We start from the raw sequence: 14,673 nt of genomic DNA, 5'->3' as shown, positions 1-14,673 counted from the left end.
GGCCGTCACCAACCGCAGTTCCAGGTCCTCAGGTCGTCCCACCCGATGACGCTCACCTCCGAGGAGTCCGAGGCCGCACTCAGCCGATCGGGACGACGGACCAGCAGGTGGCCGGGCTGCAGCCGGCCGACCTCCTCGCCGGTGAAGGTCACCCAGCTGGTGACGTCACCCCTGGACCGCGTGGCCCACAGCCCGTACACCGCATCGCGGTCCAGCCCGGGAGGGGTGTCGTCGGACCTCCATCTCCCGGACATCGTGTCGAGACGCCAGCTCTCGGTCCCGGTCAACGGCTCGTCACGACGCCAGGAACGCACCAGGACCTCCGGGTCGTGGGTGTACAGGTCGACCTGCGCGACGTCGTCGTCACAGACCTTCGCCACCGCGACGAGGTCTCCGCCGTCGTCCAGCCCGATGCCCACGACCGCGTCCATGGCCGGGCCGCAGGCCACCAGCGCGGGGCTGGCCGCCAGCACGGTCAGGAGCAGTCCGACACGTCGCACCGACGGAGAGTCGCACGACCAGCGCCCCGCGGTGGCCGCAGCGAGGCCTCGTGCTGACATGCGTCGTCCGGACGGGTGGCGGGGCCGTCCCGGCGACCGGCGTGTCGGAGGGCGCGGTTAGGGTCGGGAACGTGACATCTGATGGGCCCGACCTGACCCTGCGCCACCCGGTGGAGCGGTTCACGCTCGACAACGGGCTGCGGGTGGTGCTCGCGCCGGACCGCAGCGTCCCCGTCGTCGCCGTCAGCGTCTACTACGACGTCGGCATGCGGTCCGAGCCGGTGGGCCGCACCGGGTTCGCCCACCTCTTCGAGCACATGATGTTCCAGGGCTCGGCGAACGTGCCGAAGATGGAGCACGCCCGGCTCGTGCAGGCCGCCGGTGGCACCTTCAACGGGTCGACCCACCAGGACTACACGAACTACTTCCAGGCGCTGCCCTCCGAGGCGCTGGAGCGCGCGATCTTCCTGGAGGCCGACCGGATGGCGGCCCCGGCGATCACCGAGGAGAACCTCCGCAACCAGATCGACGTGGTGAAGGAGGAGATCCGGGTCAACGTGCTCAACCGGCCCTACGGCGCCTTCCCCTGGCTGCAGCTGCCGCCGATCGCCTTCGAGAGCTTCGCCAACACCCACGACGGCTACGGCTCCTTCGTCGACCTGGAGTCCTCCACCGTCGAGGACGCGACCGACTTCTTCTCCCGCTACTACGCCCCGGCCAACGCGGTGCTGTGCATCGGCGGCGACCTGGACCCGGCCGAGGCCGAGGTGCTCGTCCGCCGCTGGTTCGACGCCGTCCCCGCCCGGCCGGCGCCGCCCGCGCCGGTGGTGGGGGAGCCCTCGCCGACGGCAGCACGCCGCGGCGTCGTCGAGGACCCGCTCGCCCCGCTGCCCGCGGTGGCCCTCGGCTGGCGGGTGCCCGACCCGGTGGGCGACCTCGACACCTACCTCGGCACCGTGCTGCTCACCGAGCTGCTCAGCGAGGGCGACGCCTCCCGCCTGGAGCGCCGGCTGCTGCACACCGACCGGGTCGCGGTCGGCCAGAGCAGCTACCTGGGCCTGTTCGGTGACCCCTTCGACGTCCGCGACGCCACGCTGCTGGTCACCGAGGTGCACCACTCCGCCGACGTGCCGGTCGACCGCGTGCTGACCGCCGTCCACGAGGAGGTCGACCGGGTCGCCACCGACGGCGTCGAGCCGGCCGAGCTGGCCCGCGTGCAGGCCCGCATCGAGGCCCAGCTGCTGCAGCAGGCCGACTCCGTGCTGGGCCGCACGCTCGCCTTCGCCTCCGCCGAGCTGGTCCACGGCCGCGCCGAGCTGGCCGGTGAGCTGGCCGGCCGGCTGGCCCGGGTCACCCCCGAGCAGGTGCGGGCCGCGGCCGCCGGGCTCTCGCCCGACACCGCCGCCGTCCTGGAGCTGCGCGCGACCGGGGGCTCGAAGTGACCGGGCTCGCCAGCTCGCCCATGTGCACAGCAGTGCCGCGAACGCGGCAGACGAGCGTCCGCGAGGAGAGCAAGTGAGTGCACCGGTGCTGGACATGTCGCTGGTCCCGCCGCTGGGCGAGCCCCGCCCGGCCCTGGTCCCCGAGGTCCACGAGACCACGTTGCCCAACGGGCTGCGGCTGGTCGTCGTCCCGCGTCCGGGGGTCCCGCTGATCGAGCTGCGGCTGCGGGTCCCCTTCGCCGCCACCGCCCGCACGGCCGCCGCGCACACCGCCCGCGCCTCGGTGCTCACCGGCGCGGTGCTCATGGGCACGGCCGCGCACGACCAGCTCGAGATCGCCCAGCTGCTGCAGGCGCACGGCGGCGAGATGTCGGTCTCCGACGACGCCGACCGGCTGCTGTTCTCCACGACCATGCTGCCCACCGGCCTCGGCCCCGTGCTCGGCGTGCTGTCCGAGCTGCTCACGTCGGCCACCTACCCCGGCGGGGAGGTCCAGGCCGAGCGCGACCGGGTGGTCGAGCGGATCGAGATCGCCCGGTCCCAGCCGCGCACCATCGCCGGCACCGCGCTGGCCACCCGCCGCTACGGCGCCCACCCCTACGGCCAGCAGCTGCCCTCGGCGGCCCTGGTCGCCGCCGTCACCCCCGCCGCGCTGCGCAAGCTGCACCGCGAGCGCGTCCGCCCGGCCGGCAGCACGCTGGTGCTCGTCGGGGACGTCGACCCGGCCGCGGCGCTCGACCTCGTCGGCACCGCGCTGGCCGGCTGGGCCACCGAGGGCACCGCCGTCACCGCGCCGCCGGTGTCCGCCGCGCCCGCCCAGCCGCTGCAGCTGGTGCACCGGCCCGGCGCTGTCCAGTCCAACCTGCGACTGGGTGGTCAGGCCCCGGGGCGCACCGACCCGCAGCTGCCCGCCCTCCGGCTGGCCAGCATGGTCTTCGGCGGCTACTTCTCCTCCCGCCTGGTGGAGAACATCCGCGAGCGCCGGGGCTACACCTACAGCCCGCGCAGCGGTGTCGAGCACCTGCTCGCCGGCTCCTCGGTCACCGTCGAGGCCGACGTCGCCACCGCCGTCACCGGGCCGGCGCTGATGGAGACGGTCTACGAGCTCGGCCGGATGGCGCTCACCCCGGTCACCGAGGCCGAGCTCGACTCCGCCCGCCGCTACCTGCTGGGCACCATGGCCCTCGGCACGGCGACCCACGGTGGCATGGCCAGCACCCTCTCCGCGCTGTTCGGCGCCGGGCTGTCCGCCGACTGGCTGGCCGAGCACCAGCGGGCGCTGCTCACCGTCGGCATCGACGAGGTCACCGAGGCCTCGCGGCGCTGGCTGGCGCCCTCCGCGCTGACCGCCGTCGTGGTCGGTGACGCCGACCTGGTCGCCGACCAGCTGCGCGTGCTCGGGCCGGTCGAGGTCAGCGCACCCGCCGTCGAAGCGCAGTCGTGACCGTCCCCGACGGCGGCAGCACGACGGCCGACAACCCGCCGCCGCCCACTCGCGGCGAGTGGCCCGACGACAGCCGGGCCGGTGCGGTCACCGACGTCCCGCTGCTGTCCCGCACCGCGCACGACCGCGGGCACCTCGAGCGGCTGCTGCCCGACCCCGCCCGGGGCCGGCCGGTGCAGGTGCTGCTGGTCGACGACCAGCGCAACGTGCCGGTGCACGAGGGACCGCAGGGTCCCGAGCTGGTCTACGAGGAGCGCTCGGCCTACCCCGAGGGCGCGATCTATCTCGGTGAGGCCGACGGGGTGCCCTACGCGGCCCTGCGCGCGCCCCGCCCCGACACCGTCGGCGGGCGGCCGGTCGACAGCTGGACCGGGCTGCGTCAGGTGGGTGCCCAGCTGGGCGACCTCGACGCCGGCCTGCTGTCCCAGGCCATCGGGATCATCGAGTGGCACGAGCGCAACCGGTTCTCCCCGATCACCGGTGCCCCGACCACGGTCGTGCGCGCCGGCTGGGCGCAGCACGACCCGGAGAGCGGACGCGAGGTCTTCCCGCGCACCGACCCCGCGGTGATCATGCTCGTGCACGACGGCGGCGACCGGTGCGTGCTCGGCCGGCAGGCCGCGTGGCCGGCCGGCCGGTTCTCCATCCTGGCCGGGTTCGTCGAGCCGGGGGAGTCCGCCGAGGCCGCGGTCGCCCGCGAGGTCGCCGAGGAGGTGGGCATCGGGGTCACCGACGTCCGCTACGTCTCCAGCCAGCCGTGGCCGTTCCCGCAGTCGCTGATGCTCGGCTACGTCGCCCGCGCCACCGACCTGGAGCTGCAGGTCGACGACGACGAGATCGAGGAGGCGCGCTGGTTCACCCGCGACGAGCTGCGCTCCGGCACCGGTCCGCAGGCGCTCCCGCCGAACGTCTCCATCGCCCGGCACATCATCGACCGCTGGGTGGCCGGCGAGTTCTCCTGACGGACGGCCCCCGTGCCCCCAGCCCCCGCACGAGGGCCGGGGGTCACGGGGTGAGGCGGCCCTGCAGGACGAGGGCCGGGCGGTCGGCGTGGTCGGCGAGCACCACCGCGTCGGCCAGGGACACCGGGTCCACCTCGTCGTCGTAGCGGTCGAAGGCCGGCAGCTCCCACGCGCGGTCGGCCGGCACCCGCCGACGCCGGGCCGCGGGGGAGAGCCGCAGGTGCACCACGACGTCGAAGGCCAGCCCGAGGCCCTGCAGCAGCGACCCGGGCACCAGCAGGACGCCGCCGTCGGGGGCCGGCCGGCGCGGCAGGCGGGCGGCGCGGTCCCGCTCCAGGTCCCACAGCGCGGGCAGGTACTCACCCGACCCGCCCGGGCCGCAGCGGTCGAGCACCTCGCGGGACAGCGCCCCGCTGTCCAGCCAGTCGCTGTAGCGGGCGTCAGGGTCGGTGCGCCCGTGCTCCAGCCGCAGCGACGCCGGGCGGTAGAAGCCCTCCGCCGGGACGACGACCGACGGGCGGCTCAGGCTCGGCAGCCGTTCGGCGAGCGCGTCGGCCAGCACCCGCGGACCGGTCACGCCCGGGCTCCCGGGCAGGTCGGGGCCGTCGAGGGCGACCCGGAGCGCCCTGGCACCGGGCTCCGGCGGGACGCCGGCGAGCAGGCCGGCGAGGCGGTCGGCGAGCGCGGCCGGGGAGAGCGGGAGCGGGGAGGTCAGCTCGGTGTCCCCGGGACGGCGTCCTCGTCACCGGGACGGGTCGGTGCGCCCTGGCCCGGGGTGTGCGGCTCACCGGGCCGGACGGCGACGGCGGGGCGCAGCGGCAGGCCGTCGAGCACCTCACCGGCCAGCTCGGTGGCCGGTCGGCCCTGGGACCGGGCCCGACCGCGCAGCTCCTCGAAGGCGGCGCGCGGGGTGGTGCCGTGCCGCTCGGCGAGCACGCCGATCGCCCGCTCGATGGAGACCCGGGCGGCGAGGGCGTGCTCGAGCTGGTTGACGGTGCGGCGCAGGGTGGCGATCTCGGCATCGCGGGGGTCGGTGCCCTCGTCCGGTGCCGGTCCGGCCTGACCGGGACGGTCCGCCGACCGGGCGGCGCGCCGGCTGGCCCGGTCCGGCTCGGGACCCGCACCCAGCTCGCTGGCGAGCAGGTCGGCCAGGGTCATCGCCTCGACCAGGGGCACGCCGTCGACGACGGGGTCCCGGTGCGCGACGTCACGGTCGCCACCCAGGACGGCCCACCCACGGGTGGTGCGCACCACGAGTGCGGCCGGGGCACCCGCGGGTCCGGTGAGGACCTCGGGCGGGAAGAGCACCGGGACGGCCGGGTGCACGGACGGCTCGTCGGCCGGTCCGTCGCCGCAGCCCTCGGGAGGGCGGGGGTCGCCCGCCGAGGGCCGCGGACCGAGGATCACGCGCTGGGGGACGCCGCGAGCTGGGCCTTCACCTGGTCGATGCTCGGGTTGGTGAGCGCGGTGCCGTCGGTGAACACCAGCGTGGGCACCGTCTGGTTGCCCCCGTTGGCGGCCATCACGACGTCGGCCGCACCCTCGACCTCCTCGATGTTCACCTCGGCGAACTCGATGCCCTCGCGCTGCATCAGCTTCTTCAGCCGCATGCAGTAGCCGCACCAGTTCGTCGTGTACATCGTCACCGCGGCTGCCGGAGCGCTCATCTGGTGGATCCTCCCTCGTCGTGTCCCGCGCAGGACACCCGGGTGGGGTGCGCCCGCGTGCGGGGGTCTGCCGCTCGCAGAACGTCGCCACCCTGGGGATGCTTCCCCCGCCCGTCGGCCCCGGCTGGGAGGATCGTCACGTGGGGACGACAGAGGTGGCAGGCGCGCGTCAGGGCACCGGGGGAGCGGCGGGAGCGGACGCCGTCCTGGCCGGGCTGGACGAACAGCAGCGGGCCGCCGCGGAGGCCGTGCGGGGGCCGGTGTGCATCCTCGCCGGCGCCGGCACGGGCAAGACCCGCACCATCACCCACCGGATCGCCTACGGCGTGCACCTGGGGGAGTACGTGGCCGAGCAGGTGCTCGCGGTGACCTTCACCGCGCGCGCCGCCGGCGAGCTGCGCGGCCGGTTGTCGGCGCTCGGCGTGGGCGGGGTGCAGGCCCGCACCTTCCACGCCGCGGCGATGCGCCAGCTGCGGTACTTCGCCCCGCGGGTGCTCGGCGGCCCGATGCCCGAGCTCATCGAGAACAAGCTGCGGGTCGTCGCCGGGGCGGCCACCCGCAACCGGCTCACCACCGACCGCTCCAGCCTGCGCGACCTGGCCAGCGAGATCGAGTGGGCGAAGACCACCCTGGCCACCCCGGAGGACTACCCGGCCCGCGCGGCTGCCGCCGGCCGCGACCTGCCCTTCGACGCCGCGGCGGTGGCGGCGGTCTACCAGAGCTACGAGGAGGCGAAGTCCCGCGACGGCGCGCTGGACTTCGAGGACCTGCTGCTGGTCACCGCCTACGCCATCGAGGAGCACCCGGCCGTCGCCCGTGAGGTGCGCGCCCAGTACCGGCACTTCGTCGTCGACGAGTACCAGGACGTCAACCCGCTCCAGCAGCGGCTGCTCGACGCCTGGCTCGGTGGCCGCGCCGAGGTGTGCGTGGTCGGCGACCCCAACCAGACGATCTACTCCTTCACCGGCGCGGACCCCGAGTACCTGTTGGGCTTCGCCGACCGCTACGGCGACGCCGAGGTGGTCAAGCTCGAGCGCGACTACCGGTCCACCCCGCAGGTGGTCGGCCTGGCCAACAAGCTCATCGGCCAGGCGCCGCCGCGCAAGGGCCTGCCCGGGCTGCGGCTGCTGGGTCAGCGCGCCGAGGGCCCCGCACCCCGCTTCGTGGAGCACGACGACGAGCCGGCCGAGGCCGCCTCGGTGGCCCGGGCCTGCCGCGAGCTCATCGACAGTGGGCTTCCGGCCAGCGAGATCGCGGTGCTGTTCCGGATCAACGCCCAGTCCCAGGTCTACGAGTCCGCGCTGGCCGACCTGGGCGTGCCCTACGTGCTCAAGGGCGGCGAGCGGTTCTTCGAGCGGCCCGAGGTGCGCGAGGCGGTGGTGCTGCTCCGTGGCGCGGCCGCCGGCGGCAACGACCCCGGCGCCCTGGTGCCCGCGATCCGCGACGTCCTGGCCTCGACCGGCTGGGCCGAGCACCGGCCCCCGCCCGGCGGCGTCGCCCGCGACCGGTGGCAGTCGCTGTCGGCCCTCGTCGACCTGGCCGTCGACCTGGTCTCCGAGCAGCCCACGCTCGACCTCGCCGGCTTCGTCGCCCACCTGGCCGAGCGGGCCAACGCCCAGCACGCGCCGACCGTGCAGGGGGTCACCCTGGCCTCGATGCACGCCGCGAAGGGGCTGGAGTGGGACGCCGTCTTCGTGGTCGGCCTGGTCGACGGCGTGCTGCCGATCGCCCAGTCGCAGTCGCGCCCGGAGGCGGTGGAGGAGGAGCGGCGGCTGCTCTACGTCGCGGTGACCCGCGCCCGCGAGCAGCTCACGCTCTCCTGGTCGCTGGCCCGCAGCCCCGGTGGACGGCGGTCCCGCCCGCGCAGCCGGTTCCTCGACGGCCTGGCCCCCGACGCCGCGGCCACCCCGCGCCGCCCGGTGAAGCGGGCCAAGGTGGTGCTCGAGGGCGAGGCGGGCGAGCTGTTCGAGCGGCTGCGCGCCTGGCGGAGCAGCGCGGCGCAGGAGGCCTCGGTGCCCGCCTACGTCGTCTTCACCGACGCGACGCTGCAGTCGATCGCCGAGGCCCGGCCGGCGACGCTCGCCGAGCTGTCCGGACTGCCCGGGGTGGGCAGCCGCAAGCTCGACCTCTACGGCGCCGGGGTGCTCGCGGCCATCGAGGGCTGAGGGCCGCCTGACCTGCGGGAACGCCCGACCGCAGGATCCGTCCGTAATTCGGTTGACCCGTTCCCGGCGGGTCCCCTAGCCTTCGCTGCAGCACCTGGGGGTGACCCAGGACGCAGCCGCTCCACCGCACCGACCACGCACCGCCAGCACCCGAGACCGGCCGAGAGGCCGGGCTCCGTCCCGGAAGGAGGGGCCCCGTGAACAGCACCGACACGACGACCGTCGGCACCACCGTGACCTCTCCGGCTGCCGACGTCTGCGCTGCGTCCACGGTCGTCCTCGCGATGGCCGGCGCCGGTGCCCCGGCCACCACCACCGGTCTGCCGTTCGCCGGCATGGCCGTGCGGCTCCGTGGGTCGAAGACCGGCTGGGCCGAGTTCGGCGCCACCGGTGTCCTGACCGGCGCCCTGCCCGTCCAGATCGATGCCGAGCGCCTGCCTGCCGGCTACGCCCAGCAGAACAGCACCACCCCGGGTGACCTGCCTCCCGGAGCCCACCCGAGCTGACACAGCTCGGCTGGACCTCCTCGAGGCCGCGGATCCCGGACACCGGGAACCGCGGCCTTCGTCTTTCCAGGCCTGTCCGCGGCTCCTCCCGACCACACCGGTCGGCGGGCCCCCGCCACCGGACGCACAGACCGAGGAAGAGGAGGAGAGACCGTGCAGACCACGATCGATCCCGCGACGTCCAGCCGTCGGCCCGGGCTCGACCGCACGCACGTGTCCACCCCGGGCCCGGCGGCGCAGGTCGTGCGCCGGGTGCTGCCCTGCCGGGTCACCGACCCCGAGTTGTGGTTCGCCGAGAGCCCGGACCAGCTCGAGCAGGCCAAGCGGCTGTGCGTCGGGTGCCCGGTGCAGGAGGCCTGCCTCGCCGGGGCCCTCGACCGGGCCGAGCCCTGGGGCGTCTGGGGCGGCGAGATCTTCGACCGGGGGGTCGTCATCGCCCGCAAGCGGCCCCGGGGCCGCCCGCCGAAGGTCCGCACCGAGGCCGCCGCGTGAGGCAGCAGCCACACGCACCCCGCCGCCCCGCCGTCCGCCGCCCCCGCGGCGGGCGGCACGTCACCCGGTGCCGGTCCACCCGTTGCCAGTCCACCTGGGCGCCGCACCACGGCGTCCCGCACCACGAGGAACCGACATGTACCTGATCGACCAGGAACTGGTCCGCAGTCAGCAGTCCGATCGCATGGCCGAGGCCGACCGGGCCTCCCGCGCCCGTCGGGTGGTCAGCGCCCGGCGCTGGGCCCGGCGTGCCGAGCAGGCGTCCCAGCGCGCTGCCCGCGCGAGCTCCGCCGTCTGGTGACGGCGGCAGTTCCTGGCCGGGGGTCCGCAGGCCCCCGGCCGGGAACGGCCCGCCCCGCAGCGACGGCGCGTCAGCCGGCGAAGCCGGGCAGCCACTCCTCGCAGACACCCCGGTAGGGCGCCTCGGCGTCGAGCTGGCAGAGCACGCCGATCGACCCGATCGTGACCCGGTGGATCAGCAGGTACGCGGGCGGCAGGTTCAGCTGGCGGCCCAGCCGGCTCGCGTCGCTGCGCGGGTCGCCGATCCGCATCGCCTGCTCCTGCATCCACGCCCGGGTGAACTGGAAGGACGGCGTGGACAGCGGTGCCAGGAACGGCAGGATGAAGTCGAGCACGCCCTGGGCGTCGACCTCGACGTCCTGGCGCACGAAGCCCTCGGCCCGCAGGTCGGTCAGCACGTCGTCGGCCCGGCCGTCGAGGGCCCAGCGCACCAGCCGGCCGATCGGCTCGGGCAGCCCGTCGGGCAGCCGGGCGGTGGCGCCGAAGTCGATGACCCCGAGCCGGCCGTCGGGCATCAGCCGGAAGTTGCCCGGGTGCGGGTCGGCGTGCAGCAGCCCGGCCCGCCTCGGGCCGGAGAAGTGCAGCACGGCCATCAGCAGGCCGGCGCGGTCACGCTGCTCCCGGGTGCCCTCGGCGGTGATCCGCGACAGCGGCGTGCCCTCGAGCCACTCGGAGACGATCACCTTCGGCGCGCTGGCCACGATCCGCGGCACGACGATCTGCTCGTCGTCGGCGTACGCGGCGGCGAAGGCGCGCTGCGCGTCGGCCTCCAGGCCGTAGTCCAGCTCCTCCTCGGCGCGCGCCTTCAGCTCGGCGATGAGCGGCTTGACCTCCATGCCGGGGAACATCGCGGCGAAGAGACGGGCGAAGCGGGCCAGCTGGTTGAGGTCGGCCATGAGCGCGGGACCGGCGCCGGGGTACTGGATCTTCACCGCGACGTCCCGGCCGTCCCGCCACGTGGCGCGGTGGACCTGCCCGATGCTGGCCGCGGCCGCAGGGGTGTCGTCGAAGTCGCGGAACCGCTCGCGCCAGCGGGAGCCCAGTTGCTGGCCCAGCACGGCGTGCACGGTGCGCACCGGCATCGGCGGGGCGGCCTCCTGCAGCTTGACCAGCGCCTGGCGGTAGGGCCCGGCCATCTCCTCGGGCACGGCGGCCTCGAAGATCGACAGCTGCTGGCCCAGCTTCATGGCCCCGCCCTTGAGCTGGCCCAGGACGGCGAACAGCTGCTCGGCGGCCTTCTCCTGCAGCTCGGCGTTCACCTCGTCGGCCGGCCGGCCCGACAGTCGCTTGCCGATGCCCAGTGTGGCCCGGCCGGCGGCCCCGAGCGGCAGTGCGGCCAGCTTGGCCGTTCGGGACACCGCCCCTCGTGGGATGTCGCGCCCCGTGTCACTCACTCCCACAGTGTCCCCTCTCCCGGTCGACCGCGCCCCGGCCGAGGTCCGCGCCCGTCCCGGTGGGCCTCAGCCGCCGGCTGCGGCGAGCCGGGCTGCGGCGCCGCAGACGCAGTCCGGGTGCGGCGGCCAGCGGCGCACGCGGGGGAGCAGGTCCGGTGGGCGCAGCTCCAGCGTCGCGCCGACGGTGCCCGGTTCGTCGTCGCCGTCCAGCAGCGCCAGCACCTGCACCGCGGCCGTCAGAGCCGTGAGCAGGCAGGTGACGGTGGCGCCGGTGGGCGCGTCGGGGTCGGCGGCGAGCTGGGCGGCCAGCCGCGGCCAGGCCGGGTCGTCGTCGCGGCGCCGGGCGTCGGCGCAGCGCAGGCAGCTGCTCGTCGTGCCGGGCAGCACGAGGGGGCCGACGACGCCGGTGCCCTCGCGGACGGTGGCGACCAGGTGCGGCGTGCCCGCGCGCTGCAGCGCCGCCGACAGCGGGTCGGCCGCTGCCCACGGCCGGCAGAGGACGACCAGGTCCGGTGCCCGTCCCGGCGGCAGCGGCCGCAGGTCGGTGAGCGGGCTGGCCCGTCGGACGGCGTCGGCGGCCGCCAGCGCCCGGGGCCGCCCCTCGTCGCCCGCGGTCGCCCCGCCGACGACGGCGTCCCCGGCCCGGGTGGCCCCGCGGTCGCGCACGTGCACCCGGCCCACCCCGCTGGCGGCGAGCACCGCGGCCAGCGGCGTCCCCACCCGGGTCGCGCCGTCGACCACGACGGCGCTCTGCCGGCGGCCGTGCCAGCGACCGGCGGTGCCCGCCCGGGGGACGGCGGCCGGCTGCTCGAGACCGGCGCGGGCGGCAGCTGCCGGGCCCGGGTCGGTCGCCAGCAGGTCGGCGGCGGCCAGGTCGTGCAGCAGCCCGGCGCCCCGCAGCCCGGCGAGCAGGTCGTCGACCACCTCTGCCGGCAGGCCGGCGGCGACCGACTCGCTGCGCACGGTGCGCTCGCTCCGTCGGCCGTCCAGCCCCCGCAGCAGCGTGACCACGTCGGCGCCGGCGGGGTGCAGGCGCAGGCCCGCCCGGCCGTCCACGCCGCCGACCTGCAGCAGGTCGTCGTCCAGCCGGAGCACCGGGGTCGCGGCGGGGAGCAGGGGGTGCGGGCTCTCGGTCATCGCCGGCAGCGTGCCAGTGGGGGAGGTAGGCGCGCAGCCGTCGTCCACAGGTGTCCCGGCGCGTCGCCGCACGGTCGGGCCCCGGCCGCCGTACGGTCCCGCGGGGCGCGGTGGACGCACACTGCCCACAGCCTGTGGACACAGCTGTGGACACGGTGGGGACCCGATGGGGTGACGTTGTGCACCGGCAGGGGACCCACCCGGCCGCGGGCGCCGGACGGCCCTCCGACCAGCACGGACGCGGCGCGGCCCTGTGGACGGCGAGGGGTGCGTTCCGCCGTTCGGGGGACGTCGGGGGAGGCGCTGTCCACTGTCCGTGTGCACTCGTCCACGTCCGGGTGTCCTCGACGGGAGGCGGGGAGCGGGGACGGTTACGGTGCGTTCGTGGAACCCCGACCTGACCGCCGCCCGCCGGCTGCGTCGACGGCCGCCGTCCCCGCCGTGCGAACGGCCCCGCGCCTGGAGACGGAGGTCGAGGTGCGCCGCAGCGCACGCCGCCGGCGCACCGTCACCGCCTACCGCGAGAACGGGCGCACCGTCGTGCTCATCCCGGCCGCCTTCAGCGCTGCCGAGGAGCGGCGCTGGGTGGACCAGATGGTCGCCAAGCTGCAGACCCGCGAGGACCGCAAGCGGCGCAACCTCGCCTCCGACGAGGACCTCATGACGCGGGCGCTGGAGCTGTCCGACGCCTTCCTGGGTGGCCGCGCGGTGCCGGCGAGCATCCGCTGGGTCGACAACCAGAACCGCCGCTGGGGGTCCTGCACCCCCGCCGACCGGTCCATCCGGCTGTCCAGCCGGCTCCGCGGCATGCCCGAGTTCGTCGTCGACTACGTGCTCGTGCACGAGCTCGCCCACCTGCTCGAGGCCAGCCACGACGCGCACTTCTGGTCCCTGGTCCGGGCCTACCCGCAGGTGGACCGGGCGCTGGGCTTCCTCGAGGGCGTCGAGCACGGCACCGCCGGACCCCGGCCCGACGACGACGAGCTGGAGCCCGGCTCCGTCGCGTGACGGACGGCCCCGCCGGTGGGCGGGGCCGTCGGGTGTCCCTCGGCGAGAGGCCGCTGCGGGATCAGGTCCCGGGCGTCGGGTCCTGGGGCGCGTCGCCGTCGGTGCGGTCGTCGCGGGGGTCGGTGCCCTCGGTCAGCTCGGCGAACGGGTCGGCCGCGCCCTGGCGGGCGACGAAGTCCAGCGGCTCGTCCAGGTCGTCGGAGGTGGGCAGCAGGTCCGGGTGCGACCAGAGCCGGTCCCGCTCGGCCGGCCCGTACTGCGCGGCCATCGCGCCCCACACCGTGCTGGCGTCCCGCAGCCGGCGCGGCCGCAGGTGCAGCCCCACCAGCGTGGCGAAGGTCTGCTCGGCCGGGCCACCCGAGGCCCGGCGCCGGCGCATCGTCTCGGCCAGCGCCGAGTGCCCGGGGAGGCGCTCGCCGGCCGCGGCCGCCACGACGCTGTCGACCCAGCCCTCGACCAGGGCCAGCAGGGTCTCCAGCCGGCGCAGCGCCATCGCCTGCTCGGGGGTCTCCTCCGGCTCGAGCACCCCGCTGCCCAGCAGCCGCTGGATGCTCTCCGGGTCCTGCGGGTCCAGCCCGCCCTCCATGCCGCTCATCGCCTCGTCGAGCCCGCGCTGGATCGCCTCGGGGTCGACGTGGATGCCGCGAGCGTAGGCGTGCACGGCGTCGGTGAGCTGCTGGCGCAGCCACGGCACGTGGGCGAAGAGGCGCTGGTGGGCGGCCTCGCGCAGGGCGAGGAACAGCCGCACCTCGTCCTCGGGGCGGTCCAGGCCGGCGCCGAAGGCAGCCACGTTCTGCGGGACCAGCACGCCGGCGCCCTTGGGGCCCAGCGGCAGCCCGACCTCGGTGCTGGTGGTGACCTCGTCGGCGAGCTTGGCGAGCGCCTGGCCGACCTGGGCACCGAACATGACGCCGCCCATCTGGCCCATGATCCCGGCGAGGGGACCGGCGATCTGGGCGGCCTCGGCCGGCAGCGCGCTGGTCATCGCGGCGACGACCCGCTCGGCCAGCGGGTCGATGAGGGCGCTCCACGCGGGCAGGGTCTGCTCGACCCACTCCACCCGCGACCAGGCCAGCCCGCGGTCGATGCCCGAGGGCAGCTCGGTGGCCTGGTCCAGCCACAGGTCGGCCAGCCGGAGCGACTCCGACACCGCGGCGCGCTCGGCGGCCGAGGTGGGCTGGTGGCCCGGGGCCAGCTGGCTGATCGCGCCCTGGCGGGCGAGGTCCCAGTTCACCGGGCCGCCGGAGTAGTTCATGAGCTTCTGCAGCTCGGCGAACAGCGGCATCTTGCCCAGCAGCTCCGCCGGGTCGCCGCCACCGGGGACGCCGAAGCCGGCGCCGCCCATGCCGCCGAACAGGGCACCCAGGCCGAACGGGTCGTTCGCACCGGGTCCCGTGCCGCCGGACCCGGTGCCGCCGGGCCCGTCGGAGGAGTCCCGGCGCTCGGGGTCGCGGTCGGGGAGTCCGAAGCCGAAGGGCACGTCGCTCATGGCACCACCGTAACCGCGCCGGTACCGGCCGGACCGGCCCCGACCGGCTCCTGGGCCCGGCACCGTTCTGCCCTCGGCGAACCCGCCGGGCCCGGACCGACAGCTCGGTCACCTACGCTCGCGCCTCGACGGGTGCGCCCGCCGCGGCCCCGGACCGCGGCGCCGGG

The 14,673-nt window shown here is 76.1% G+C and carries 15 protein-coding genes; 8 read left to right on the top strand and 7 right to left on the bottom strand.

Annotated features, from left to right (window positions below; genetic code table 11):
- Positions 1-5 precede the first annotated feature (5 nt).
- Positions 6-500 carry a hypothetical protein gene (locus tag KUM42_RS06125; protein ID WP_237495870.1) on the bottom strand — a complete coding sequence of 165 codons (495 nt, stop codon included), beginning with the start codon at positions 498-500 and terminating at the stop codon, positions 6-8.
- 131 nt (positions 501-631) lie between these two features.
- Here KUM42_RS06125 and KUM42_RS06120 point away from each other — a divergent pair, with 131 nt between their 5' ends.
- From KUM42_RS06120 to nudC, 3 genes are all read left to right on the top strand, one after another.
- Entirely contained in the window at positions 632-1,942 is a 1,311-nt protein-coding gene (locus KUM42_RS06120; RefSeq protein WP_237495866.1) for a pitrilysin family protein, read from the top strand.
- A gap of 73 nt (positions 1,943-2,015) precedes the next feature.
- On the top strand, positions 2,016-3,386 hold the full coding sequence (locus tag KUM42_RS06115; RefSeq protein WP_237495864.1) for a pitrilysin family protein: 1,371 nt from the start codon (positions 2,016-2,018) through the stop codon (positions 3,384-3,386).
- The gene (gene nudC, locus KUM42_RS06110) at positions 3,383-4,348 is read left to right on the top strand and encodes an NAD(+) diphosphatase (protein WP_237495862.1); all 966 of its coding nucleotides are present in this window, start codon (positions 3,383-3,385) and stop codon (positions 4,346-4,348) included. The genes KUM42_RS06115 and nudC overlap by 4 nt, the downstream gene beginning before the upstream one ends.
- A gap of 43 nt (positions 4,349-4,391) precedes the next feature.
- On the opposite strand, the gene KUM42_RS06105 is transcribed toward nudC, so the two are convergent.
- From KUM42_RS06105 to KUM42_RS06095, 3 genes are all read right to left on the bottom strand, one after another.
- Positions 4,392-4,925 carry a uridine kinase gene (locus tag KUM42_RS06105; protein ID WP_237495860.1) on the bottom strand — a complete coding sequence of 178 codons (534 nt, stop codon included), beginning with the start codon at positions 4,923-4,925 and terminating at the stop codon, positions 4,392-4,394.
- Positions 4,926-5,059: 134 nt separating this feature from the next.
- On the bottom strand, positions 5,060-5,674 hold the full coding sequence (locus tag KUM42_RS06100; protein WP_237495858.1) for an ANTAR domain-containing protein: 615 nt from the start codon (positions 5,672-5,674) through the stop codon (positions 5,060-5,062).
- Between the two features lie 77 nt (positions 5,675-5,751).
- Positions 5,752-6,015: a mycoredoxin gene (locus KUM42_RS06095; RefSeq protein WP_237495854.1), complete on the bottom strand. Its 264-nt coding sequence runs from the start codon at positions 6,013-6,015 to the stop codon at positions 5,752-5,754.
- Between the two features lie 155 nt (positions 6,016-6,170).
- On the opposite strand from KUM42_RS06095, the gene KUM42_RS06090 reads away from it, so the two are divergent.
- The 4 genes from KUM42_RS06090 (at position 6,171) to KUM42_RS06075 (ending at position 9,479) form a co-directional block, all read left to right on the top strand.
- Complete coding sequence (locus KUM42_RS06090) at positions 6,171-8,180, top strand: ATP-dependent DNA helicase UvrD2 (RefSeq protein WP_304610751.1); 2,010 nt, start codon at positions 6,171-6,173, stop codon at positions 8,178-8,180.
- A gap of 197 nt (positions 8,181-8,377) precedes the next feature.
- A complete protein-coding gene (locus tag KUM42_RS06085; protein WP_237495852.1) occupies positions 8,378-8,686 on the top strand; it encodes a hypothetical protein in 309 nt (102 codons plus the stop codon).
- Positions 8,687-8,899: 213 nt separating this feature from the next.
- A complete protein-coding gene (locus KUM42_RS06080) occupies positions 8,900-9,178 on the top strand; it encodes a WhiB family transcriptional regulator (protein ID WP_237496646.1) in 279 nt (92 codons plus the stop codon).
- Between the two features lie 136 nt (positions 9,179-9,314).
- A complete protein-coding gene (locus KUM42_RS06075) occupies positions 9,315-9,479 on the top strand; it encodes a hypothetical protein (protein ID WP_237495850.1) in 165 nt (54 codons plus the stop codon).
- 70 nt (positions 9,480-9,549) lie between these two features.
- Here the strand turns inward: KUM42_RS06075 and KUM42_RS06070 are convergent, their stop codons facing one another.
- Entirely contained in the window at positions 9,550-10,836 is a 1,287-nt protein-coding gene (locus KUM42_RS06070; RefSeq protein ID WP_237495848.1) for an AarF/ABC1/UbiB kinase family protein, read from the bottom strand.
- A 102-nt stretch (positions 10,837-10,938) separates the two neighbouring features.
- Complete coding sequence (locus tag KUM42_RS06065) at positions 10,939-12,009, bottom strand: ThiF family adenylyltransferase (protein WP_237495846.1); 1,071 nt, start codon at positions 12,007-12,009, stop codon at positions 10,939-10,941.
- A gap of 477 nt (positions 12,010-12,486) precedes the next feature.
- Between KUM42_RS06065 and KUM42_RS06060 the strand changes: the two genes are divergently transcribed.
- Positions 12,487-13,017, top strand: coding sequence for a M48 family metallopeptidase (locus KUM42_RS06060; protein WP_237495844.1), 531 nt, complete (start codon positions 12,487-12,489; stop codon positions 13,015-13,017).
- Positions 13,018-13,078: 61 nt separating this feature from the next.
- On the opposite strand, the gene KUM42_RS06055 is transcribed toward KUM42_RS06060, so the two are convergent.
- Positions 13,079-14,506, bottom strand: coding sequence for a zinc-dependent metalloprotease (locus tag KUM42_RS06055; RefSeq protein ID WP_237495842.1), 1,428 nt, complete (start codon positions 14,504-14,506; stop codon positions 13,079-13,081).
- Positions 14,507-14,673: the final 167 nt, after the last annotated feature.

Origin of the sequence: Modestobacter sp. L9-4, from assembly GCF_019112525.1 — a bacterium.
Classification (GTDB): Bacteria; Actinomycetota; Actinomycetes; order Mycobacteriales; family Geodermatophilaceae; genus Modestobacter.
This window is presented reverse-complemented; position numbering and strand designations above follow the sequence as displayed.

Bases quoted from the DNA above. Each gene is read 5' to 3' on its own strand.
- KUM42_RS06095 (WP_237495854.1), bottom strand. From the start codon at position 6,015: ATGAGCGCTCCGGCAGCCGCGGTGACGATGTACACGACGAACTGGTGC.
- KUM42_RS06065 (WP_237495846.1), bottom strand. From the start codon at position 12,009: ATGACCGAGAGCCCGCACCCCCTGCTCCCCGCCGCGACCCCGGTGCTC.
- KUM42_RS06075 (WP_237495850.1), top strand. From the start codon at position 9,315: ATGTACCTGATCGACCAGGAACTGGTCCGCAGTCAGCAGTCCGATCGC.
- KUM42_RS06055 (WP_237495842.1), bottom strand. From the start codon at position 14,506: ATGAGCGACGTGCCCTTCGGCTTCGGACTCCCCGACCGCGACCCCGAG.